18 protein-coding genes are annotated in these 19,332 nt (G+C 69.9%); 15 read left to right on the plus strand and 3 right to left on the minus strand.

Translation table 11 applies throughout. The features are described from left to right. Positions 1–21: 21 nt before the first annotated feature. Both AB0F86_RS25440 and AB0F86_RS25445 read right to left on the minus strand, forming a co-directional pair. Complete coding sequence (locus AB0F86_RS25440) at positions 22–1,038, minus strand: hypothetical protein (RefSeq protein ID WP_356986131.1); 1,017 nt, start codon at positions 1,036–1,038, stop codon at positions 22–24. Positions 1,039–1,048: 10 nt separating this feature from the next. Next, on the minus strand, positions 1,049–2,278 hold the full coding sequence (locus AB0F86_RS25445) for an ATP-binding protein (RefSeq protein WP_356986130.1): 1,230 nt from the start codon (positions 2,276–2,278) through the stop codon (positions 1,049–1,051). A 661-nt stretch (positions 2,279–2,939) separates the two neighbouring features. Here AB0F86_RS25445 and AB0F86_RS25450 point away from each other — a divergent pair. From AB0F86_RS25450 to AB0F86_RS25515, 14 genes are all read left to right on the plus strand, one after another. Further along, the gene (locus tag AB0F86_RS25450) at positions 2,940–3,509 is read left to right on the plus strand and encodes a C40 family peptidase (protein WP_181700930.1); all 570 of its coding nucleotides are present in this window, start codon (positions 2,940–2,942) and stop codon (positions 3,507–3,509) included. Positions 3,510–3,728: 219 nt separating this feature from the next. Continuing rightward, complete coding sequence (locus tag AB0F86_RS25455; protein ID WP_181700932.1) at positions 3,729–4,754, plus strand: NlpC/P60 family protein; 1,026 nt, start codon at positions 3,729–3,731, stop codon at positions 4,752–4,754. Positions 4,755–4,758: 4 nt separating this feature from the next. After that, positions 4,759–5,748, plus strand: a complete 990-nt coding sequence (locus tag AB0F86_RS25460; protein WP_356986129.1) for a hypothetical protein — start codon at positions 4,759–4,761, stop codon at positions 5,746–5,748. A 63-nt stretch (positions 5,749–5,811) separates the two neighbouring features. Continuing rightward, positions 5,812–6,939 carry a glycosyltransferase family 4 protein gene (locus AB0F86_RS25465; protein ID WP_225282234.1) on the plus strand — a complete coding sequence of 376 codons (1,128 nt, stop codon included), beginning with the start codon at positions 5,812–5,814 and terminating at the stop codon, positions 6,937–6,939. A 43-nt stretch (positions 6,940–6,982) separates the two neighbouring features. Next, complete coding sequence (locus AB0F86_RS25470; RefSeq protein ID WP_067642979.1) at positions 6,983–7,372, plus strand: polyketide cyclase / dehydrase and lipid transport; 390 nt, start codon at positions 6,983–6,985, stop codon at positions 7,370–7,372. A 12-nt stretch (positions 7,373–7,384) separates the two neighbouring features. Then, positions 7,385–7,825 carry an SRPBCC family protein gene (locus tag AB0F86_RS25475; protein WP_356986128.1) on the plus strand — a complete coding sequence of 147 codons (441 nt, stop codon included), beginning with the start codon at positions 7,385–7,387 and terminating at the stop codon, positions 7,823–7,825. Between the two features lie 26 nt (positions 7,826–7,851). Next, positions 7,852–9,096, plus strand: coding sequence for an ArsA family ATPase (locus AB0F86_RS25480; protein ID WP_357171733.1), 1,245 nt, complete (start codon positions 7,852–7,854; stop codon positions 9,094–9,096). Next, on the plus strand, positions 9,093–9,845 hold the full coding sequence (locus AB0F86_RS25485) for a hypothetical protein (protein ID WP_356986127.1): 753 nt from the start codon (positions 9,093–9,095) through the stop codon (positions 9,843–9,845). The genes AB0F86_RS25480 and AB0F86_RS25485 overlap by 4 nt, the downstream gene beginning before the upstream one ends. Then, a complete protein-coding gene (locus AB0F86_RS25490; RefSeq protein ID WP_067495953.1) occupies positions 9,842–10,831 on the plus strand; it encodes an ROK family protein in 990 nt (329 codons plus the stop codon). The genes AB0F86_RS25485 and AB0F86_RS25490 overlap by 4 nt, the downstream gene beginning before the upstream one ends. A 118-nt stretch (positions 10,832–10,949) precedes the next feature. Next, positions 10,950–11,678 carry a lysophospholipid acyltransferase family protein gene (locus tag AB0F86_RS25495; RefSeq protein ID WP_067495956.1) on the plus strand — a complete coding sequence of 243 codons (729 nt, stop codon included), beginning with the start codon at positions 10,950–10,952 and terminating at the stop codon, positions 11,676–11,678. Between the two features lie 84 nt (positions 11,679–11,762). After that, entirely contained in the window at positions 11,763–12,536 is a 774-nt protein-coding gene (locus tag AB0F86_RS25500) for a sporulation protein (protein WP_225282231.1), read from the plus strand. A 237-nt stretch (positions 12,537–12,773) separates the two neighbouring features. Continuing rightward, positions 12,774–14,177, plus strand: a complete 1,404-nt coding sequence (locus tag AB0F86_RS25505) for an AarF/ABC1/UbiB kinase family protein (RefSeq protein WP_356986126.1) — start codon at positions 12,774–12,776, stop codon at positions 14,175–14,177. 115 nt (positions 14,178–14,292) lie between these two features. Then, positions 14,293–15,837, plus strand: a complete 1,545-nt coding sequence (locus AB0F86_RS25510) for an alkaline phosphatase D family protein (protein WP_356986125.1) — start codon at positions 14,293–14,295, stop codon at positions 15,835–15,837. Positions 15,838–15,888: 51 nt separating this feature from the next. Then, positions 15,889–17,163, plus strand: a complete 1,275-nt coding sequence (locus AB0F86_RS25515; protein WP_067495966.1) for an FAD-binding protein — start codon at positions 15,889–15,891, stop codon at positions 17,161–17,163. A 20-nt stretch (positions 17,164–17,183) separates the two neighbouring features. Here the strand turns inward: AB0F86_RS25515 and AB0F86_RS25520 are convergent, their stop codons facing one another. Further along, on the minus strand, positions 17,184–18,221 hold the full coding sequence (locus AB0F86_RS25520) for a helix-turn-helix transcriptional regulator (protein ID WP_356986124.1): 1,038 nt from the start codon (positions 18,219–18,221) through the stop codon (positions 17,184–17,186). Positions 18,222–18,758: 537 nt separating this feature from the next. On the opposite strand from AB0F86_RS25520, the gene AB0F86_RS25525 reads away from it, so the two are divergent. Continuing rightward, positions 18,759–19,325, plus strand: a complete 567-nt coding sequence (locus tag AB0F86_RS25525) for an EF-hand domain-containing protein (RefSeq protein ID WP_181700948.1) — start codon at positions 18,759–18,761, stop codon at positions 19,323–19,325. Positions 19,326–19,332 lie beyond the last annotated feature (7 nt).

Raw genomic sequence — 19,332 nt, forward strand, 5'->3', positions numbered from 1 at the left:
GCTCGAGTCGGCGGCCTGGGTTCAGCGGGGGACGTGTTGGGGCCAGGCGGGGAGGGGCTGTGGTGGGGTGGGTCGGGCTGTGAGGTAGCGGCTCCACTCGGGGAAGGTGGGTAGCGGCTGCGGTTTGTAGTAGGTGAGCGGTGGGCGCAGGGTGGTGGTGGGGCGGGGCGAGGCGTCGTCGGCGTCGACTCCCGAGACAGCGCGGGCCAGGCCGACGATGAACAGGAAGGCGAGGCCGGCGAGGGCGCGGGTGCCTGTGCTGCTGCGGCCGCCGGCGCTCGGACCGCCGAGGAACTCCCGGCGCACGGCGGGGTCACGCAGCGAACCCGACGGGTCGGGGACCTGCCGCAGCAGTTCCCGCGCCGCGGGCCCGTGGGCCGGTTCGATTTCGGCGGCCCGCAAGAGCAAGCGCTCGGCCTTCGCCCGCTGTCCCGACTGCGCGGCTTCCGCGCCGAGTAGATACATGGCCTCGGCATTGTCGGGTTCCAGCCGCAACGCCTGCTCGAGTGCCGCCCGCAGGGCCGCCGCGCGCTTGGCGTCGGCGTCGGCGCCTCGCCACAGCACGCGGGCCCGCGCGATGTACAGCAGAGGCTCCTGCGGGTCGAGTTCGATGCCCGCGTCGACGGCGGCCAGCGCCGCTTCCCGGTCCCGGTGTAGCAGCACGATCGCGAGTACCCGGTGACACTCGGCCGACCACGGGTTCAGGTCCACCGCCGTGTGCGCCGCGCGCACCGCCTCGTCCTGGTGGGCGATCGCGGCGATCCGATCGGTATCGATCAGCCTGTCGAACAACCCGTGTTCACTGAGCGCGAGCAGGATCCACGCGAACAGGTGGTCGGGGTCGTGACGTAGCGCGGTACGGGCCGCCGCGCTCGCGGTGGCGAAGTCCGCGGACCTCAGCCACGTGTGCGCGACTTGTGCGTGGGCATCGGCGTTGTCGGGTTCTGAGGCCAGGAGTGCGGCCAGCTCGGCGCGTGCCGCCTCGAGCCGGTCCAGCTCGATCAGTACGGCGGCCCGGTCGAGTCGCGGTTCGCTCATCGGTGCCGATTCAGCGCTTGATGCGCTTCAGGTACCGCGCGAGATCGTCATAGCTGCCGTCACCGTTGGCGAATTCGACCACATTGCGGGCGGATTCGAACCACGCACCGGTGCTCGGGCGCACCTGGGCGAGCGCGGCTCGCACATCGGGCATGCCGACCGGACGCACCTCACCCGTGCGCATCGAGTCCGCCATCGCCAACTGGGTGGCCGAGGTGCAGATGTGGGCCAGGTCGGCGCCGGACAGGCCATCGGTGTGCGCGGCGAGGGCAGTGAGGTCGATGCCCGCGATCGGACGATCACGCAGGTGGTAGTGCAGGATCGACCGGCGCGCGGCGGCATCCGGCAGACCGACGAAGATCATCCGGTCGAACCGGCCGGGCCTGCGCAGGGCCACGTCCACGTCCCACGGGTGGTTCGTCGCGCCGAGCACGAAGACGCCCTCGTTGCTGTGCGTCGCCGAATCCATCTCGGTGAGCAACTGGTTCACCACCGTGCGCATCGCCGAGGAGCCGTGCATCTGGCTGCGCTTGTGTCCGAGCGCGTCCACCTCGTCGAGGAACAGCACGCACGGGGCGTTACGGCGGGCCATCTCGAAGATGCTGTGCACATTGCGCTCACTCGACCCGGTGTAGATGTCGAGGATGTCGGCGATCTCGATCGGGTAGAAGTTGGCGCCGAGTTCCCCCGCCACCGCCGAGGCGATGAAGGTCTTGCCGCAGCCGGGCGGGCCGTAGAGCAGCAGGCCGCCGCGGGCGGAGGTGCCGAACGCCTTGGCGAGCTCGGGATTGCGCAGCGGACCGAGCAGGGTGAGGTCGAGTTGCCGCTTCACCTCGTCCATGCCACCCACATCGGCCAAGCCGAAGCGAGGGCGTTCGAGAGTGGCCGCGTCGTCGTCGGTGACGAACTCGGCGGGGGCATCGACGAACGCCGGGGCGATGATGTCACCGACCTGGCTCTCGGCGGCCGCCCAGTCGTAGCCGGTCGGTACGGCAGCGGGCGGGGCGGCGGGCGCCGGTTGCGGCGAGCCACCACTCAACGCGGTACTGCACCGTGTCATCAAGGCCAGGACCTGCGCGTTTCCGGGCTCGTTCCCGAGCGCCACACCACAGTGGGCCAGCGCGTCGGCATACCGTTGCCGCTCGATCAGCAGCTCGATGACGCACACGCGCAGCGCGAGCACCCCCGGACTGCGGTCGAGCATCGTCAGCATGTCGGTGAGTACCTGGTCGTCGGCCACCTATCCCCCTTCGAACCGCGAACATTCGACCGTACCGTAACCGGCGCAACGGATTTCGCTGAATCGGCCGATGATCGGTCCCACCCACCGGGACCGGGTCCGCGAGCGCGATGCCCGACCCGATGCCGATCATTCGCCGCGAATATTTCGCACCGATGCGAACAAAATGCCCGCGAGCAAACCCAATTGAGACCGGCATCACAGATATCGCAGTTATGCATTACTGCCACCGAATCGATCGGATAAGCGACGTTTCCAGTTTCCGACACCACCGGAGGGCGGCGCGCCCGGCGTGTTGACTGGGCGCCAACCGGCGGGTCGCCCCCGCGCCGCACTCGCCCAACCTGGGACTTCACTGAGAATCGTCGGCGTGTCGCGCAGACACACCGACCCGTCGCCGCGCCGGGCCACGGCCGGCCCGCTTCAGAAATTCGACCTGGCGTTATCTTTTCGTGATTCGGTGTGACTCACGTCGCACGTTCGTTCCGGTCGAATCGACGAATTCCCTTCCAGGACGCATGTCCGACTTTACAAACCACCGTGATTGGTTCGTAACCTTTTCGAGACCTCACGGAGTCCGCCAGGCCAGAACGGCTCGGCGCGAGGAGTCCGCCCCGTCATACGGACGGGACGTCGTGGGGCAGATTGGAAGTACCGCATCATGGCGACCAACACCGTCAAGCGTCAGGCGCAGCGTGCCGTTGCCGCCGGAGCCGTCGGCGCTGCCACCATCGGCGCGTTCCTCCTGCCGGCCGCCCCCGCGTCGGCGACGCCCGTCACCGTGCCCGGCATCGGCACCTTCGAGGTGCCCAACGAGATCCCGATCCCGGCGGGCATCCCCGGCATCGAGGCCCCGGCCGCGCCGCACGTGTTCACCGCGCCCACCGCCACCGCCGCCGACATCGCCCTCGATGCCGCGCTGAGCAAGGTCGGCTCCCCCTACGTCTACGGTGCCGCGGGCCCGGACGCCTTCGACTGCTCGGGTCTGGTCCAGTGGGCCTACCGCCAGGCGGGCATCGAGCTGCCCCGCACCAGCGGCGCCCAGCTCGGCGCGGGCACTCCGGTGTCGATCGGCGACCTGCGCCCCGGCGACCTGGTGTCGTTCTACGGCGGCGGCCACTCGGGCCTCTACGCCGGTGACGGCAATGTCGTCCACGCCGCCACCTCGGGCTCGCCGGTGCACGTCGCGTCGCTCGACTCGATGCCGTTCGCGGGCGCTCGCCGCTTCTGATCCAGCCGGCACGGTGCGTCGTTCTCGGGGAAGGGCGCACCGTGACCCTTTCGTGCCCCACTGGACACGAACCCTCGCCGTTCCGTAATCTGATCGAGACCTTCGTGGCGGACGGGGAAGTCCGGGTTCAGGTAAGGCGCTTGCATCGTCGGATATCGAGAGAACGGGGCACGGGGCACTGTGAGATCACAACACCGGAGATTTCACGCAGCGCGTGGATTGGCCGGAGCCCTGTCCGCGACCGTCCTGGTATGCACCGCCGCCGTGGCCGGCCCCTCCGCAGCCGATCCGGTCGCCCTCCCCACCACCGCCGGTGACGCGATCGCCCGCATGGTCGACCTGTCGCGGCAGGCCGAAGTGGTCAACCAGGAATCCCTCACCGCGCAAACCGAACTCGACGCGAAACTGGCCGTCCAGCGCGATGTCGACGCCGCGCTCGCCGCCGCGACGGCCGTAGCCGACGCCGCCCGCGCCGAGGTGCGCAAGTTCCAGCCGATGATCGACCGCGCCGCCGTGGCCGCTTACACCGGCGCGCGCACCGACCGCATGTTCGCCGTGCTGTCGAGCAACTCCCCGCAGCAACTGCTGGACAAGATGTCGACCCTCGACGTGCTGTCCCAGCAGACCGCCGACTCGGTCCGCGAATTCAAGAAGGCCGCCGACGCGGCGACCGCCGCCGAGACCACCGCCCGCACCGCCGCCGATGCCGCCCGCGCCGCGACCGCCGCCGCCGAGGCCGTGCGCGCCGATGTCGACCGCAAACGTGCCGACCTCGCGGCCGCGACCACGCAGGTCGTCGAGGCATGGGGTGCGCTGTCGGCGCGCGACAAGTCGACGCTCGCCGGCTCCCCCTTCCCGCCCGGCTTCGATCGCGACAGCCTGCTCGCGGGCCTCGTGCCCGGTAGCGGAACGAGCGCGCTGGCCGCCGCCCTCACCCGGGTCGGCGACCCGTACGTGTGGGGCGCCACCGGCCCCGACCAGTTCGACTGCTCCGGTCTCGTGCAGTGGGCCTTCAAGCAGGTCGGCAAGAACGTCCCGCGCACCAGCTCCGCGCAGGCCGGGTACGGCACGCCAGTCGCCAAGGAAGATCTGCAACCCGGTGACGTGGTGCTGTTCTATCCGGAGATCTCGCACGTCGGGATCTACGCGGGCAACGGAATGATGGTGCACGCCTCCACCTTCGGTGTGCCTGTCGCCGTCGCACCCATCGACACCACCCCCTATCACTCGGCCCGGCGATACTGAAGCCGTGAACGTGCGCACCTGGCTGTCGGCGCGTGGCCGACTCGAATTCTGTCTCACGCTCGCCTCGGTCACCCTGCTGACCGGGGCGTGCGTCGCCCTGATCCTGGTGCCGCGCAACGCCGGACCGCTGCAGCTGGCCACCGATCAGGCCGAGGTGCTCGGCACGACCGTCGGCATCGACGATCCGCGCCTGGCCCCGGTGCGCCGCGAGGTGCAGCCGTTCGGGCCGATTCTGGTGCGTCAGGTCGAGGCCGGTGGCGCCGACACCGCGCTGGTGGTCGCCCATCCGGGCCACGAAGCCGATCTCGAGGTACTCGAGGCCCAGCTCGCGCCCGCGATCGCCGACGTCAGCGCCGTGTGGGGCACCGAGTGGAACCGGGCACCGGTCATCGTGGTCGCGAGCAACAGCGCCGAGTTCACCGCGTTGACCCGCCGGGCGGGGGCCTCGACCACCGCCGACGTGGCCGCGGTGTCGTTGACCGGCTCCTACGCGCCCGGTACCGAGCCCATCGAACAGCGCATCGTGTTCAATCCCGATGCCCGTCGCCGCGTCGGTGACGAAGGCATGGCCACCCTGTTGCGCCACGAACTCACCCACGTCGCCACCCGCGCGGTCACCGTCGACGGTGCGCCGCAGTGGATGCTCGAGGGCTTCGCCGAGTACGTCGCCCAGCGCGCGAGCGGTCAGACCTTCTCGCAGATCGCCCCGACCCTCACCACCCGATTACGGGCGGGCACGCTGCCTGCCGACCTGGTCACCGACGCGGAGTTCACCGGAACCGACGCCGCCTTGGCTTACGAGTCGGCGTGGAGCGTGTGCGCCTACCTCGCCGACCAGCACGGTCCCGCCGCGCTCACCCAGCTGTACCGGCAGCTCGCGCGGGGCCCGCAGTCGACCGCCGCACAGGACGCGGCATTCACCACCGTGCTCGGCGCCTCCCGGTCCCAGCTGCTCGACGGCTGGCGCTCCTGGCTGCGCGCCAACGCTGTCTGACCACCGGCCACCTCGCCCGACCGCCGCCCCGCGCCGAGGCACCGACACATTAGGTTGTTCACTATGGCCCGAACTCTCCTGGTTACCAACGATTTCCCACCTCGGCCGGGTGGTATCCAGTCCTATCTGCAGGCACTGACCCAGCAGCTGCCCCCCGAAGACCTCGTCGTCTACGCCCCCCGCTGGCGCGGTGACAGTCACGAGAAGTTCGACGCCACCCAGAAGTTCCGAGTGGTCCGCCATCCGACCACACTCATGCTTCCCACGCCCGCCGTGATCAAGCGGGCGAGCGCTCTGCTGCGCGAAAACGATTGCGACACAGTCTGGTTCGGTGCAGCCGCGCCACTGGCCGCGATGGCGCCCGCGCTGCGGCGAGCGGGCGCCGAACGTATCCTGGCCAGCACCCACGGGCACGAGGTCGGCTGGTCGATGCTGCCCGGTTCGCGACAGGTGCTGCGCACGATCGGTGAGAACACCGATGTGGTCACCTACGTCAGCAAGTACACCCGGGGCCGGTTCGCCTCGGCGTTCGGCCCGCGCGCGGCGCTGGAACACCTGCCTCCGGGCGTCGATCCGTCCGAATTCCGCCCCGACCCGGGCGCCCGCGCCGAGCTGCGCGCCCGCTACGGCCTCGGCGACCGGCCGACAATCCTGTGCCTGTCGCGGCTGGTGCCGCGTAAGGGCCAGGACATGCTCATCGTCGCGATGAACGAGATCAAGGAACGGGTCGACGGCGCGGTCCTGGTCATCGCGGGCGGCGGACCGTACGAGAACCGCTTGCGCGGCCTCGCCGAGGCACTGGACCTCGGTGACAGCGTGGTGTTCACCGGCCGCGTCCCCTCCGGTGAGCTCGCCGCCCACCACACCATCGCCGATGTGTTCGCCATGCCGTGCCGCACCCGTGGCGCGGGCCTTGACGTGGAGGGCCTCGGCATCGTGTTTCTCGAGGCATCCGCGACGGGGGTGCCGGTGGTGGCGGGCGATTCCGGCGGGGCGCCGGAGACAGTACGCGAGGGCGAAACCGGTCTGGTGGTGCACGGTCGCTCGCTGCCGCAGATCAGCGATGCCATCGTCGAGCTGCTCACCGACCGCGACAACGCCGCGCGCATGGGTGCCGCGGGCCGCGAATGGGTGCAGCGGAACTGGCATTGGGATCGCCAGGGAGCCCGTCTGCGGCAACTGCTCGGGTGACACCCCGGACTGTCGCGGTGGCGCGTCCATTACTCTCAGCGAGGTGAGCAGTATCCAGGTCGCCGATCAGACCTTTCTCGCCGCGCCGCCCGCCGCGATCGCCGAGGTGCTCGGTGCCCCGAACAATTGGCGCCGCTGGTGGCCCGACCTGCACCTCGACGTGCGGGAGGACCGGGGCGACAAGGGCATTCGCTGGACGGTCGCGGGCCCGCTGACCGGCACCATGGAGGTGTGGCTCGAGGCCGTCGCCGACGGCGCGATCCTGCACTACTTCCTGCACGCCGAGCCCACCGCGAGCAAGCCGCTCACGCCGCGGGCGCTGGCCGCCGCCAACCGCGCGCGGCGGGTCGCGGGCAAGGACATGTCGTTCGAACTGAAGGCACGGCTGGAAGCGGGCCGCCCCGCGGGCGTCGCACCCGCCTCGGCGCTGTAACGAAAGGAATCCATGGCCCCCGACCGGACCAAGAGATCGATCGTCATCGAGGCGCCGACGCAGCAGGTGATGGCCGTTATCGCCGATCTGGAGTCCTACCCGGAATGGGTGGCCGCGGCGAAATCGGTCGAGGTGCTCGGCACCGATGCGGCGGGCCGGGCCTCGACCGCGCGTTTCGTGCTCGACGCGGGCGTCGTCAAAGACGCCTACACCCTCAGCTACACCTGGCGAGCCGACGGCAAGGCGGTGAGCTGGCACCTGCTCGACGGCGACCTGCAGAAAGCCCAGGACGGCAGTTATGAACTCCTGGACCGTCCCGACGGCAGCACCGAGGTGACCTACGAGCTCACCGTCGACTTGAACATTCCGATGATCGGCATGTTCAAGCGCAAGGCCGAGAAGGTGATCACCGATACGGCGCTGAACGAACTGAAGAAGCGGGTCGAGGGCTGAGCGCCCCGGGCATCACCCGCGTCGAACTGTTCGTCGGCAAGGGCGGGGTCGGGAAGACGACGCTGGCCTGCGCGACGGGCATGTCCTACGCGCGCGCCGGTGAGCGGGTGCTCATCGCCTCGCTCGACCAGGCGCACTCCCTCGGCGACGCGCTCGGTTTCCGTTTCCCGCACGACCCGGGCACGGTGGCCGGGGTGGCCCGGGTGGCGCCGGGCCTCGAGGTGATCGAGATCGATTCCCTCGCCCTGCTCGAGGACCGCTTCCGCGATGTGGTGCGGATGCTGGACAAGGGCAGCGGCCACGATCACGGCATCGACCTGGCCGCACTCGATCCCGCCGAGCTCACCGGGCTCCCCGGGGTGCAGGAACTGCTGATGCTGGTGGAGATCGGGCAGTTCGCCGAGGAGAACGACTGGGACGTCATCGTGGTCGACTGCCCACCCTCGGCCGACATGCTACGTATCGTCACCGCCCCCGACACCCTGCTCAACTACCTGGAACGGCTCTGGCCCAAGCACGCCCGCACGATGAGCGCGATCGGCACCGACCTGCGTAAAGCGGTACTGGCTGCGGCCGTGGAGCGGGTGGTGACCGCGGTGACCCAGGTCCGCGACCTGCTCGCCGACCGCGCCCGAACCAGCGCGCGTCTGGTCACCGGACCGGAGCAGGTCGCGGTGGCCGAGGCCAGGCGGGTGCGGTCGGCCGCGGCACTGCTCGGCTTGCGATTGGACGCGGTGGTGGTGAACAAGGTGCTCGCACCCGTCCCGCCGCCCGGTGAGAACGCGCACCCGGCGGTGCACTGGTATCTGAATCGGCGCGCCGAACAGCTGGAGGTGGTCGCGCGGTTGCACGAGCAGCTCACCGATGTCCCGATCATCGTCGCCAAGCACGCCGGGGCCGAACCGGTGGGGTTGAGCGCACTGTCCGCGTTCTCCTATTCGGTCGACACGCTGCCCCGCCCGTCGCTCGGGGCTGCGGAATCGGGCGAACCGATGGTTCGATGGGAGTCGGGCTCCGGTGTCGACTCCGTGTACGCGATGCGGATGCGGCTGCCGGTGGTCGATCCCGGCACCTTGCGGCTGGGCCGAGTGGAGGACGATCTGATCGTGGGAGCTGACGGGGTGCGCACCAGGGTGCGCCTCGCGCCGGTGCTTCGCCGCTGCACGGTGGCGGGCGCCGAGCTCGACGACGGTCATCTCGTTGTCCGGTTCCGGCCCGATCCGCAGGTGTGGCCCGCCGATCCGAACTACACGAAGGCCAGGCGCACATGAGCAGTGACAGGCAGTCCGATCGCCACCACGACGGTTTCGCCGAGTTCGCCGAGGAGCTGCGCCTGCTCGCCGAAGTGCTGCTCGCGCGCGTCGAACCGGTGCTGCGCCGCACCGCCGCCGACGGCGCGGCCGACCTCGGCGGCTGCGCCTGGTGCCCGGTGTGCGCGGCCGCGGCCCTGGTCCGCGGCGACCACCACGACGTCGTCGCCGCCCTCGCCGAGCACGGCACCTCGATGGTGACGGTCCTGCGCGAAGCCCTCGCCGGCGTCCCCGTCGAGCCGGTCCTGCCCCCGGAATGGGCCGATCACGCCGCGGGCCACCCCGGCCACACGCGCGAGAATGCCACGCGGGCACAGCGATACCAGCCGACCGACGAAACGTCCGGGACGCATCCGACGAGTACTGCCGGTGCCACGCACGGCGATCAGCGCAACCCGCACGCGCCGAGCGGCCCGGGCACGCGTGGCGATCGACCCGCCGCGCCGCGGTCGAACGGGTCCACCGCGACCGAGGATTCGGCTCGGGCCACCGGTCTCGGTGAACAGCCGACCCCACGCCCACGCCGGATCGACGAATTCAGCGCACGCACCCCGCACATCACTCCCGAGCCCCCGGACGAAACCGCGTCGGGCGCAGGGCAGTTCACCGCGGGCTCCGGCGCACGTCCGGCGCCCGGCGAGGAGAAGCCCGCGGGTGCCCGCGCGCCACGCTCGCGTTATGTCGATATTCCGGTCACGATCCGGGGATGAGCCAGGCGAGTACCCACCCACTGACCGTCGGAGTCGACGTGGGCGGCACGAATATCCGCGCCTCCGTCGTCGACGCCGACGGTGAGGTGCTCGACACCGTGCAGGCGCCGACACCGCATTCGGCCCGCGCGCTCGAGGCCGCCATCGACCGGTCCGTGCGTGAACTGGCCCGCAGGCATCCCATCGCGGCGGTCGGGCTCGCGGTGGCCGGGTTCATCTCCGCCGACCGCACCACCGTCCGGTTCGCCCCGCACCTGCCCTGGCAGGACGCGCCGGTGGCCCAGCGGCTCACCACCCGGCTGGAACTGCCCGTGATCCTCGAGCACGACGCCAATGCGGCGGGCTGGGCGGAGTACCGCTTCGGCGCGGCGGCGGGCGGGCACACCGTCGTCCTCGTCGCGATCGGCACCGGCATCGGTGCGGCTCTGCTCATCGACGGTCGGCTCTACCGTGGCAGCCACGGCGTCGCGCCCGAACTCGGCCACCTGCAGGTGGTCCCGGACGGCCGTGCCTGCGCATGCGGCAAACGCGGCTGCTGGGAGCGCTATTGCAGCGGAACCGCGCTGGCCGACACCGCGATCGAGATGCTCGCCACCGACCCCGTGCGTTCGGTGCTCGCGCGCGATGTGATCCGCGATCCCGGTTCGCTCACCGGCCGACGGGTGGCCGGTGCCGCCCAGGACGGTGACCCGCTCGCGGTGCGGGTGATGTCGGACTTCGCGCGCTGGCTCGGCCTCGGCCTCGCCTTCGTGAGCGACATCTTCGACCCCGATCTCGTGGTGATCGCCGGTGGGGTGAGCAGTTCGGCGCCGCTGTTCCTCGACGAGGCCCGCGAGCACTACGCGAGCGCCGTCACCGGCTCGGGTCATCGCCCGCTCGTCCGGTTGCGCACGACACAGCTCGGCGAGGCGGCGGGCATGATCGGTGCCGCCGAATTGGCTCGCGCCGCGATTGGAACGCCACTGGCGGGTACTACCGGGAGATGAGGGTCACACCCACGCCTGTCGGCTACCGTCCTGGTTGGTTGTGACCTGCGACCAGCGGTAAAGTCGTTTTCCGAACGACGCTGCACACAACCATCCCGGTCCCCGGGGAAAGGACGCCATGTTCTACTGGCTGCTCAAGTTCGTACTCGTGGGACCGTTCATGCACCTTTACAACCGCCCCGTTGTGGAAGGTGTGGAGAACATCCCGACCGACGGGCCGGCCATCATGGCGGGTAACCACCTCTCCTTCGCCGACTGGCTGTTCGCGCCGCTGCTGAGCCCGCGCCGCATCAACTACCTGGCCAAGGCGGAGTACTTCACCACCCCCGGTTTCAAGGGCCGCCTGCAGAAGTTCTTCTTTTCGGGCACCGGCCAGTACCCGATCGACCGCAGCGGCGCCACCGCCGCCGAGGACGCGCTCAACGCGGCGAAGAAGCTGCTCGACGAAGGCCGCCTGGTCGGCCTGTACCCGGAGGGCACCCGCTCCCCCGACGGTCGCCTCTACAAGGGCAAGACCGGCATGGCCCGCCTCGCACTCGAGACCGGTGTCCCGGTGATCCCGGTCGCGGTGATCGGCACCGACAAGGTGTCCCCGCCCGGACCGTTCAAGTGGCGCCGTCACCGGGTCACGCTGAAGTTCGGTGCCCCGCTGGACTTCTCGCGCTACGAGGGCATGAGCGGCAACCGTTTCGTCGAGCGCGCCGTCACCGACGAGGTGATGTACGAGCTGATGCGCCTGACCGGTCAGGAATACGTCGACGTGTACGCCCACAGCCTCAAGAAGGGCGTGAAGCCCACCGATCACCAGATCGAGGCCACCCGCATCCCCGACCGCGCCGCCAGCTGACGCCGATCCGCCTGTGCCGCAGGCCGGCTCGGCACCGCCGCGCCTGATAAGCATCTCGTAAGCGCCGTCGGCCAGACTGGTCACATGTTCAAGCAAATGCTGGCCGCGGCCGGTGTCGGCGGCGCCGAGGTCGACACCGAATTGTTCACTCCCGGTGTGCAGCCGGGTGGTGTCGTCGAGGGTGTCATCCGGTTGCGCGGTGGGCGTGTCGACCAGGCGGTCGGGCAGGTGGCCGTCGAGTTCATCACCCGCGTCGAGCGCGAATACTCCGACGGTGAAGAGCGCGTCGCCGATCAGGCGTTCGGCCGTGTCGCCGTCACCGGGCCGTTCACACTGGGTGCCGGCCGCATCGCCGAATTCCGTTTCGCCGCCCCTGTTCCGCTGGAAACCCCGATCACCTTCTTCGACGGCCACCACCTGCCCGGCGCGGCGGTGGCGCTGCGCACCGTGGTCGATCTGCACGGTGCGGTCGATTCCACCGATACCGATCCGATCGGCATCGGCGCGCTGCCCGCTCAGCACGTGGTGCTCGACGCGGTGCGGCGCATGGGTTTTCCGCTGCTGCGCACCGACGTGGAGGCGGGCCGGATCAACCGCACACCGCAGCGGCTGCCGTTCTATCAGGAACTCGAATTCGGTCGTTCTCCGCATTTTCCGCGGGTGAACCAGCTCGAGGTCACCTTCGTCGCTACCGAAACGGGCATGGCCGTGGTCCTCGAGGCCGACATCCAGGGCGGCCTGCTGCGCGGCACCCGCGACGGAATCGGGATGTTCTGGGTCGACTACGCCCAACTGGCCCACCGAGATTGGACCCAGGAGATCCACGGCAGCCTGCACCGGCTCGGCGCCCTCGGCTGAGCCGCCTAGCGATGTTCGGCTCAGTCCCGCCCGCGGTCCGGTCCGGCTGTGCCCGGCCTGCCGCTCAGGTTCGGCAGCGCCCAGCCGGCAACGTGATCGGCTGAGCCCCCGGGCACCTGGATCACGCAGTCGCACCTCTGCTCGGGCAGTCGCCTGTTCTACAGGTCCTGATGTGCGGACGCCACCACGACCGGTTGGTAACGTGTGCCGCACACGCAGGCCGAGGATGTAGGTCGCGTGGCCGTCGACGGGGAGGGCGAGGTGGACATGGCCGCAGATGAATTCGACGCGGGTCGTGTCGTGCGTTTTCCCCGCCGCAAGCCCGACGGGGCGCCGCCCACCGGCCGAGTCGCCCGGGGCACCAGGCTGGCAGCGGTGCCCGTCGCCTATATGGGCAGACGCGTAGCGGGAATCGGCCGACGGGCGGCCGGACGCGACGCGGCCACTGTGGAGCGCGAGATCCGCCACCGCACCGCCGAACACCTCTTCCAGGTGCTCGGCGAACTCAAAGGCTGCGTCGCCAAACTCGGCCAGTTGCTCGGCCTGCTCGAACTCGGGCTCGCCCCCGATCTCGCCGAACCGTACAGCCGAGCCCTTGCGCGCCTGCACGATTCGGCCCCTGCCATGCTGCCCGCCGCCGTCCACACCGAACTCGCCACCCACCTGGGTCCCCGCTGGCGTTCGCTGTTCCTCGAGTTCGACGACCGCGCCGCGGCGGCCGCATCGGTGGGTCAGGTGCACCGGGCCCGCTGGCACGACGGCACACCGGTGGCGGTGAAAGTCATGTACCCCGGTGCGCGGCAGGCGGTGCTGGCGGATCTGAGCGTCCTGCGCCGCGCCACTCCCCTGTTCACCGCCTTGCTGCCGGGTGCCGAGACCCGGCCGGTGATCGAGGCACTGTGCGAGGAGATCGGCGCCGAACTCGACTACGCCCGCGAAGCCGCCAACCTCGAGCACTTCCGCACCGCCCTGCGCCACGACCCGGACGTGGTGGTCGGCCGGGTGATCGCCCAGCGCGGTGACGTGCTGGTCACCGAGTGGCTCGACGGAATCCCGCTGTCGCGCTTGATCGCTCGTGCCGAACCAGCCGAACTCGACCGGCTGGGCGTACTGATCCTGCGCTTCCTGTTCTCCGCGCCCGCGCGCGCCTCCCTCATCTACGGCGACCCGCACCCCGGCAACTTCCTGCGCATGCCCGACGGGCGGCTCGGAGTGGTCGACTTCGGAGCGTGCACGCCCTGGACACCCGCGTTCCTCACCGTCGCGGGTGACGTGGGCGCCGCTGTCGTCGCCGAATCCGTGGCCGACCTCGAAGCCGCGCTGCGCCGCCACGGCTATGTCGCCCCCGGCAGCGACCTCGACATCGCCACCGTCGCCGAGCGTCTGCGTCCCGTGCGCGAGGCGCTGATGTCGCCGACCTACCCGCTGTCGGCGGACTGGTTGCGTGAGCAGGTGCGCCTGGCCACCGATCTGAGCCTGTCGAACATCCTGCGCCAGCTCACCATGCCACCGGCCGACACTCCCCTGCTGCGTTCGTTCCTCGGCGGCGTCGCCATCTTGTGCCAGCTCCGGACGGCCGTCCCGTTGCGTGCGGAATGCACCCGCTGGTACCCCGAAACTGCTGCCGCCGTTGGTCTCTGACCGCTGAACAGTTCCTTCCGCCCAGGTGGACGTGAGCCTTTCCGTCCGGCAGCGTTCACCGGCTGTTGCCGTACACACGACCGCCCGTTCGACTCGTCCGGGCACGGTGCAGGACATGGTCGACTTCGCGATGTCCCGGCGCACGCTGCTGCGCGCCTCCGCTCTGGGTCTGCTCACCGGCCCCGCGCTGGCCGCCTGCGGTGACGGCCCCGGGTTGGTGCGGGCCCGGCCGACCCTCACTCATGGCATCGCGGTCGGCGACCCGCGTAGCGACGGCGCGCTGATCTGGGCCCGCTCGGATCGTCCCGCCACCCTGGTCGTCGAAACCGCGGCCACCGAGAAATTCAGCGACGTGCGGCGGTTCACCGGGCCGCTGCTCACTCCCGCCACCGACGGCACCGGACGCGTACGGGTGAACGGCCTGCCCGCCGGGCAGCTCGTGCACTACCGAGTGCGATTGGAGGGCGAGGACGGCGCGACCTCCGAGACGCTGAGCGGCGTGTTCCGCACCGCCCCCACCGCGCCCGCCGATATCTCGCTGGTGTGGTCCGGCGACGTGGCGGGTCAGGGGTTCGGCATCAACCCCGATGTCGGCGGCATGAAGGTCTTCGCGACCATGGCCGCTCGCGACCCGCACCTGTTCCTGCATTCCGGTGACGTCATCTATGCCGACAACGCGCTGAAGGAATCGGTGACGCTGCCCGACGGCCGGGTGTGGCGCAATATCACCGCCGACGCCAAGAACCAGCCCGCCGAGACCCTCGACCAGTTCCGCGGCAACTACGCCTACAACCTCACCGACGAGAACTACCGTCGCTTCAACGCCTCGGTCGCCCAGATCGTGCAGTGGGACGACCACGAGACCACCAACAACTGGTCGCCCGGCGGTACCGTCGCCGCCGACAAGGGTTACACCGAGCGCAGCATGGACACCCTCGCCACCCGATCCTGGCAGGCGTTCCACGAGTGGATGCCGCTCGAGCCGCGCGAGGCCGTCGACGGACGGCTCTACCGCAAGATCTCCTACGGCCCGCTGCTCGACGTGTTCGTCCTCGACATGCGCGCCTACAAAGACGCCAACACCGCCAACACCGGGCCCCAGGGTCAGGTGCTCGGTGCGGCCCAGACGGCATGGCTCATCGATGGTTTGCAGCAGTCCACGGCCACCTGGAAGATCGTCGCCGCCGATCTGCCGATCGGCGTGGTGGTCCCCGACGGCAAGACCGCGTTCGAAGGCGTCGCCAATGCCGCGCCGGGCGCGCCGTCGGGCCGCGAAAGCGAGATCGCCCGGGTGTTGTCGGCGATCAAGGCGAACAAGGTGCGCGACGTCGTCTGGCTCACCGCCGACGTGCACTACACCGCCGCACACCACTACTCGCCCGCGCGCGCGAACTTCACCGACTTCGACGAGTTCTGGGAATTCGTCTCCGGGCCGCTCAACGCGGGCGCCTTCGGCCCCAACCCGCTCGACCCGACCTTCGGACCCGAGGCCGTTTTCGTGCACGCGCCCCCGGCGCCGAACACCTCGCCGCTCGATCTCGAGTACCAGCATTTCGGCGAGGTCCGCATCGACGGCGGCACCGGGGAATTGACGGTCGACCTGTGCGACGCGACCGGAAAAGTCCTGTTCAGCAAGCAACTTCCGCCGTCGCGGAAATAGGTGGGAACTACCCGTCGCCAGAATCGCCGCGCTGTGGTTAGCTATGCGGTCATGGGCACGCCGCATACCGTCACCTCCGAAGAATATCTCCCCACCGACACTGCGGATGTCGTTCGCACCGTGCGTGATTCGCGTGATCGAGCCGAACGTCTGACGGTACGTGGCGGCGAACCGACCGAAGAGTCCTCGTTCGGGCTGGCCGATCAGCGTGGCGTGCTGTCGTTGCGCAAGATGAACTCGGTCCTCGACATCAATCTCGGTCGCCGCACCGTGCGGGTGCAGGCCGGAGCGAAGCTGTCGGAGATCGACCGGCGCCTCGGCGCGCACGGCCTCGGCCTGCCCGTGGTCGGCGACCACCGCGACATCACCGCGGGCGGTTTCGCCTCCGTCGGTGGTGTGAGCACCGCCTCGCACCGCTACGGCATGTTCATCGATCAGATCGTCGACCTCGAGTACGTCGACCCCGACGGCCGGATCGGCACCTGCGGGCGTGGCCACCACACCGAACGGTTCCAGCGCATCCTCGGCGCGGGCGGGCGCGCGGGCATCATCACCGCGCTCACCCTCGATGTGGTGGAGGTCGACAAGGACCACACCTGGCTCACCACCGACGCCGACCGCTTCCTCGACTTCGACTCCTTCGTCGAGCACGCGACCGCCGAGATCACCAACCCCGGCAGCGCGGCGCTACAGGTGGGGCGCTGGGTCGACACCGCGCCGCTGAAGGTCACCCGTCCCGTCGGCACCGGGCAGGTCACCCTCGGTGCGGTCCGGTTCGGGCAGTGGTCGAGCCTGTACCCCACCGCACCCACCCGCGGTCTGCGGGCGCGGCGCGAGGTCGGCACCCGCACCCGTAAGTCGTTGGGCGCCATCGCTTCCGCGGCGGGCGGCCGCGCCGGTATGCCCGTACGCAATGCGGCGGCGGGCGCGCTGATGTTCGCGCCCAAGGTGCTCACCATGCGCGATGCCGAATACCTGGCCGACACCGTCATCAACTCCTCCGAGCGCGGCCCCGCCTACCGCGTCGGCGTGTTCGCACCGCTGGCCAACTACGGCTCGGTGTTCTACGGCCTGCACGACCTGTTCTCCGAGCACCGGGAACGCTCCGGTTGCTTCACCGTCATCTCCGCGATGACCTACGGTGTGCGCTCGCCGTACCTGCGGGCCGAAGCCGCCGCCCGCGGCCTGACCCCCGCCGACTACGGCCTCATCACCTTCACCTGCCGCCTGCGTCCGTCGGCCCTGCCCTCGGAGCAGCTGCGGGAGATCGTCGCGGGTATCGACGACATCTGCCGTTCGGAGCAGGCGCTGCGCTACAGCGTCTGACACCTCCGCGCGGTGCCGCATCAGAACGCGGTTCTGGTGGTGTGCACGAAGGGTTGGCGCGCGCACCGGGCGGTGAGCGTGTCGGCACGCCGTGCGGTGCGGTACGCGGCGGGTGGCACGCCGTATTCGGCCCGGAATGCGCGGGAGAGCTGGTCGGCCGTGCGGAATCCGCAGGTCTCGGCGATCTCGCGGATACTGCGTGAGCTTTCGCTGAGCGCGGTCGCGGCGGCCACCAGCCTGCGGGTACGGATGAGTCCGGCGACGGACAGGCCCTGCAGCTCGAATGCGCGGAACAGCGTCCTTCTGCTCACGTGCAGTCGTCGCGCCACCGCGTCGGGGTTCATGGCCGGGTCGGTGAAACCGCGGTCGATGACGTCGATCGCGCGGCGGCGCAGCATGTCCTCGGTCGATATCTCGATCGCGGCCCCCGCCAGGTCGCGTTCGAGCAGCGCGACCACGGCCGACCGGAAGACGATCTCGTCGATCCGGGCGGCGATGCCCAGATGCGCGGGACTCGTTGCGCCGCAGGCGAGATCGCGCGCGAAAAGGAGCGCCGAAACCGCGGCGCCGGACAGCGCCCACACCTGACCGCCCGCCGCGGCGGGCTCGAGACCCCAGGCGGTCAGCGCGCCCATCGACACGTACAGGTGCAGCACGTCGACGGCGCACGCCTCACCCCGCGACAGCACCGACCGGAACGGCGCGTCCAGGCAGACCGCGAACGCCTGCCCCGACGCCGCGACGGAGCGGGCGCCCCGTTGTTCGAGGGCGACCCGGCCATCTATCACCAGGCTCAACTGCAGGTACTGGCCGTAATGATCATGGGCGGCGCCGCCGTCGCGCTCGGCGGTGATACCCGAGGTGCGCAGCCGGGCGACCAGCACCGAGCCGGTGCTCAGGGTCCAGAGGGTGGCGGTGAAGTCCTCGTCGGCACGCACACGGCACCCGAATGCCAGCCGGTTCAGGTCCCGCGGCCCGCGCAGGGCGATCCCCCCGCCGCCCCCGCGGCCTGCCGTGTCGAGCAGGCACGCGAATTCACGATGCGGTGGTTCGCCCATCGATTGCCCTGAATCAGACAAACCCGACGGGACGGGCTCCGCATCGCCGCGTCGGCCGGACGAATGTTCCGCCGGGTGTCCGCCGGGCGTATCTCGCCCGCCGTGTTGCCGCTCATCGGTTTCGCGCACACCCGCATAGATCCGCATACCCCACCTCCGCGCCTGTCCCCGATAGCTCGACCGTGCCGACAACTCCCAAGCTGCGAAAACACAAGCATAACAGGGGAACTCGCCACTTCCCGACCGCTTTCCGCGCATTCGGACCGCGAGCGGCCGAGCCCAATTTTCCGTGCCATCTTCACCAGAAAACCGTGCCAAACCCGATCACCCGGGAGGGCTGTCCCGAGCTCGGCAACCCCGCTGCGGCCTGGCGATTAGGTGTCACGAGCACGTCGCGACCCGCGTTCCAGGCATTAACTGGACCATTGCACCGACTGATAGTCGCGGTCTAACTTCGAGATCTCCCGCTTCCCTTGCGATTTCGCCGCGGGATTCCACAGTTCGTGTCCTCCCCTTACTTACGAGGTGGTGTCAGCAATGACTTCAGTGGTATCCGACATGCTCGACCGCAAGTTCGACGTGTGCTTCGGCCACGGCGACCAGAACGGCGACGGGGTGATGGAACGGGCCGACGTGATCGCCCTGGCGGCTCGCATCATCGCCTATCTCGACGCGCCGTTCGACTCCCCCAAGGCCCAGGCGCTGCTGGTCGCCTTCCAGAACTTCTGGGAGAACGTGTCGACCGAGTTCGATACCGACGGCGACGGCCTGATCAGCAAGACCGAATGGCGTGAAGGCCTGCGCAAGTTCGCCGCCAGTGGCGACGTGTACCGCGAGGGCTTCCGTCCGCTCGCCGAGGCCCTGTTCGCGCTGTGCGACGCCGACAACAACGGCAAGGTCTCGCCCGAGGAGTTCTTCCAGTACCAGCGCGCCTTCGGCACCTCGCCCGAGAACAGCCGGCTGGCCTTCGAGCGGCTCGACCGCGACGGCAGCGGTTCGCTGTCGGTCGAGGAACTGCTCGATGCCTGGCACGAGTACTACACCAGCCCCGATCCGCAGGCGCCCGGCAATTGGCTCTACGGCGACATCGGCCCGTTGGCCTGATCGTCGG

Origin of the sequence: Nocardia sp. NPDC023733, from assembly GCF_040639775.1 — a bacterium.
GTDB lineage: Bacteria > Actinomycetota > Actinomycetes > Mycobacteriales > Mycobacteriaceae > Nocardia > Nocardia rosealba.

What these genes read in the sequence shown, in the direction of transcription:
- AB0F86_RS25440 (WP_356986131.1), bottom strand. Translation starts at nt 1,038, where the DNA reads ATGAGCGAACCGCGACTCGACCGGGCCGCCGTACTGATCGAGCTGGAC.
- AB0F86_RS25450 (WP_181700930.1), top strand. Translation starts at nt 2,940, where the DNA reads ATGGCGACCAACACCGTCAAGCGTCAGGCGCAGCGTGCCGTTGCCGCC.
- AB0F86_RS25465 (WP_225282234.1), top strand. Translation starts at nt 5,812, where the DNA reads ATGGCCCGAACTCTCCTGGTTACCAACGATTTCCCACCTCGGCCGGGT.
- AB0F86_RS25475 (WP_356986128.1), top strand. Translation starts at nt 7,385, where the DNA reads ATGGCCCCCGACCGGACCAAGAGATCGATCGTCATCGAGGCGCCGACG.
- AB0F86_RS25485 (WP_356986127.1), top strand. Translation starts at nt 9,093, where the DNA reads ATGAGCAGTGACAGGCAGTCCGATCGCCACCACGACGGTTTCGCCGAG.
- AB0F86_RS25490 (WP_067495953.1), top strand. Translation starts at nt 9,842, where the DNA reads ATGAGCCAGGCGAGTACCCACCCACTGACCGTCGGAGTCGACGTGGGC.
- AB0F86_RS25495 (WP_067495956.1), top strand. Translation starts at nt 10,950, where the DNA reads ATGTTCTACTGGCTGCTCAAGTTCGTACTCGTGGGACCGTTCATGCAC.
- AB0F86_RS25500 (WP_225282231.1), top strand. Translation starts at nt 11,763, where the DNA reads ATGTTCAAGCAAATGCTGGCCGCGGCCGGTGTCGGCGGCGCCGAGGTC.
- AB0F86_RS25510 (WP_356986125.1), top strand. Translation starts at nt 14,293, where the DNA reads ATGGTCGACTTCGCGATGTCCCGGCGCACGCTGCTGCGCGCCTCCGCT.
- AB0F86_RS25515 (WP_067495966.1), top strand. Translation starts at nt 15,889, where the DNA reads ATGGGCACGCCGCATACCGTCACCTCCGAAGAATATCTCCCCACCGAC.
- AB0F86_RS25520 (WP_356986124.1), bottom strand. Translation starts at nt 18,221, where the DNA reads ATGGGCGAACCACCGCATCGTGAATTCGCGTGCCTGCTCGACACGGCA.
- AB0F86_RS25525 (WP_181700948.1), top strand. Translation starts at nt 18,759, where the DNA reads ATGACTTCAGTGGTATCCGACATGCTCGACCGCAAGTTCGACGTGTGC.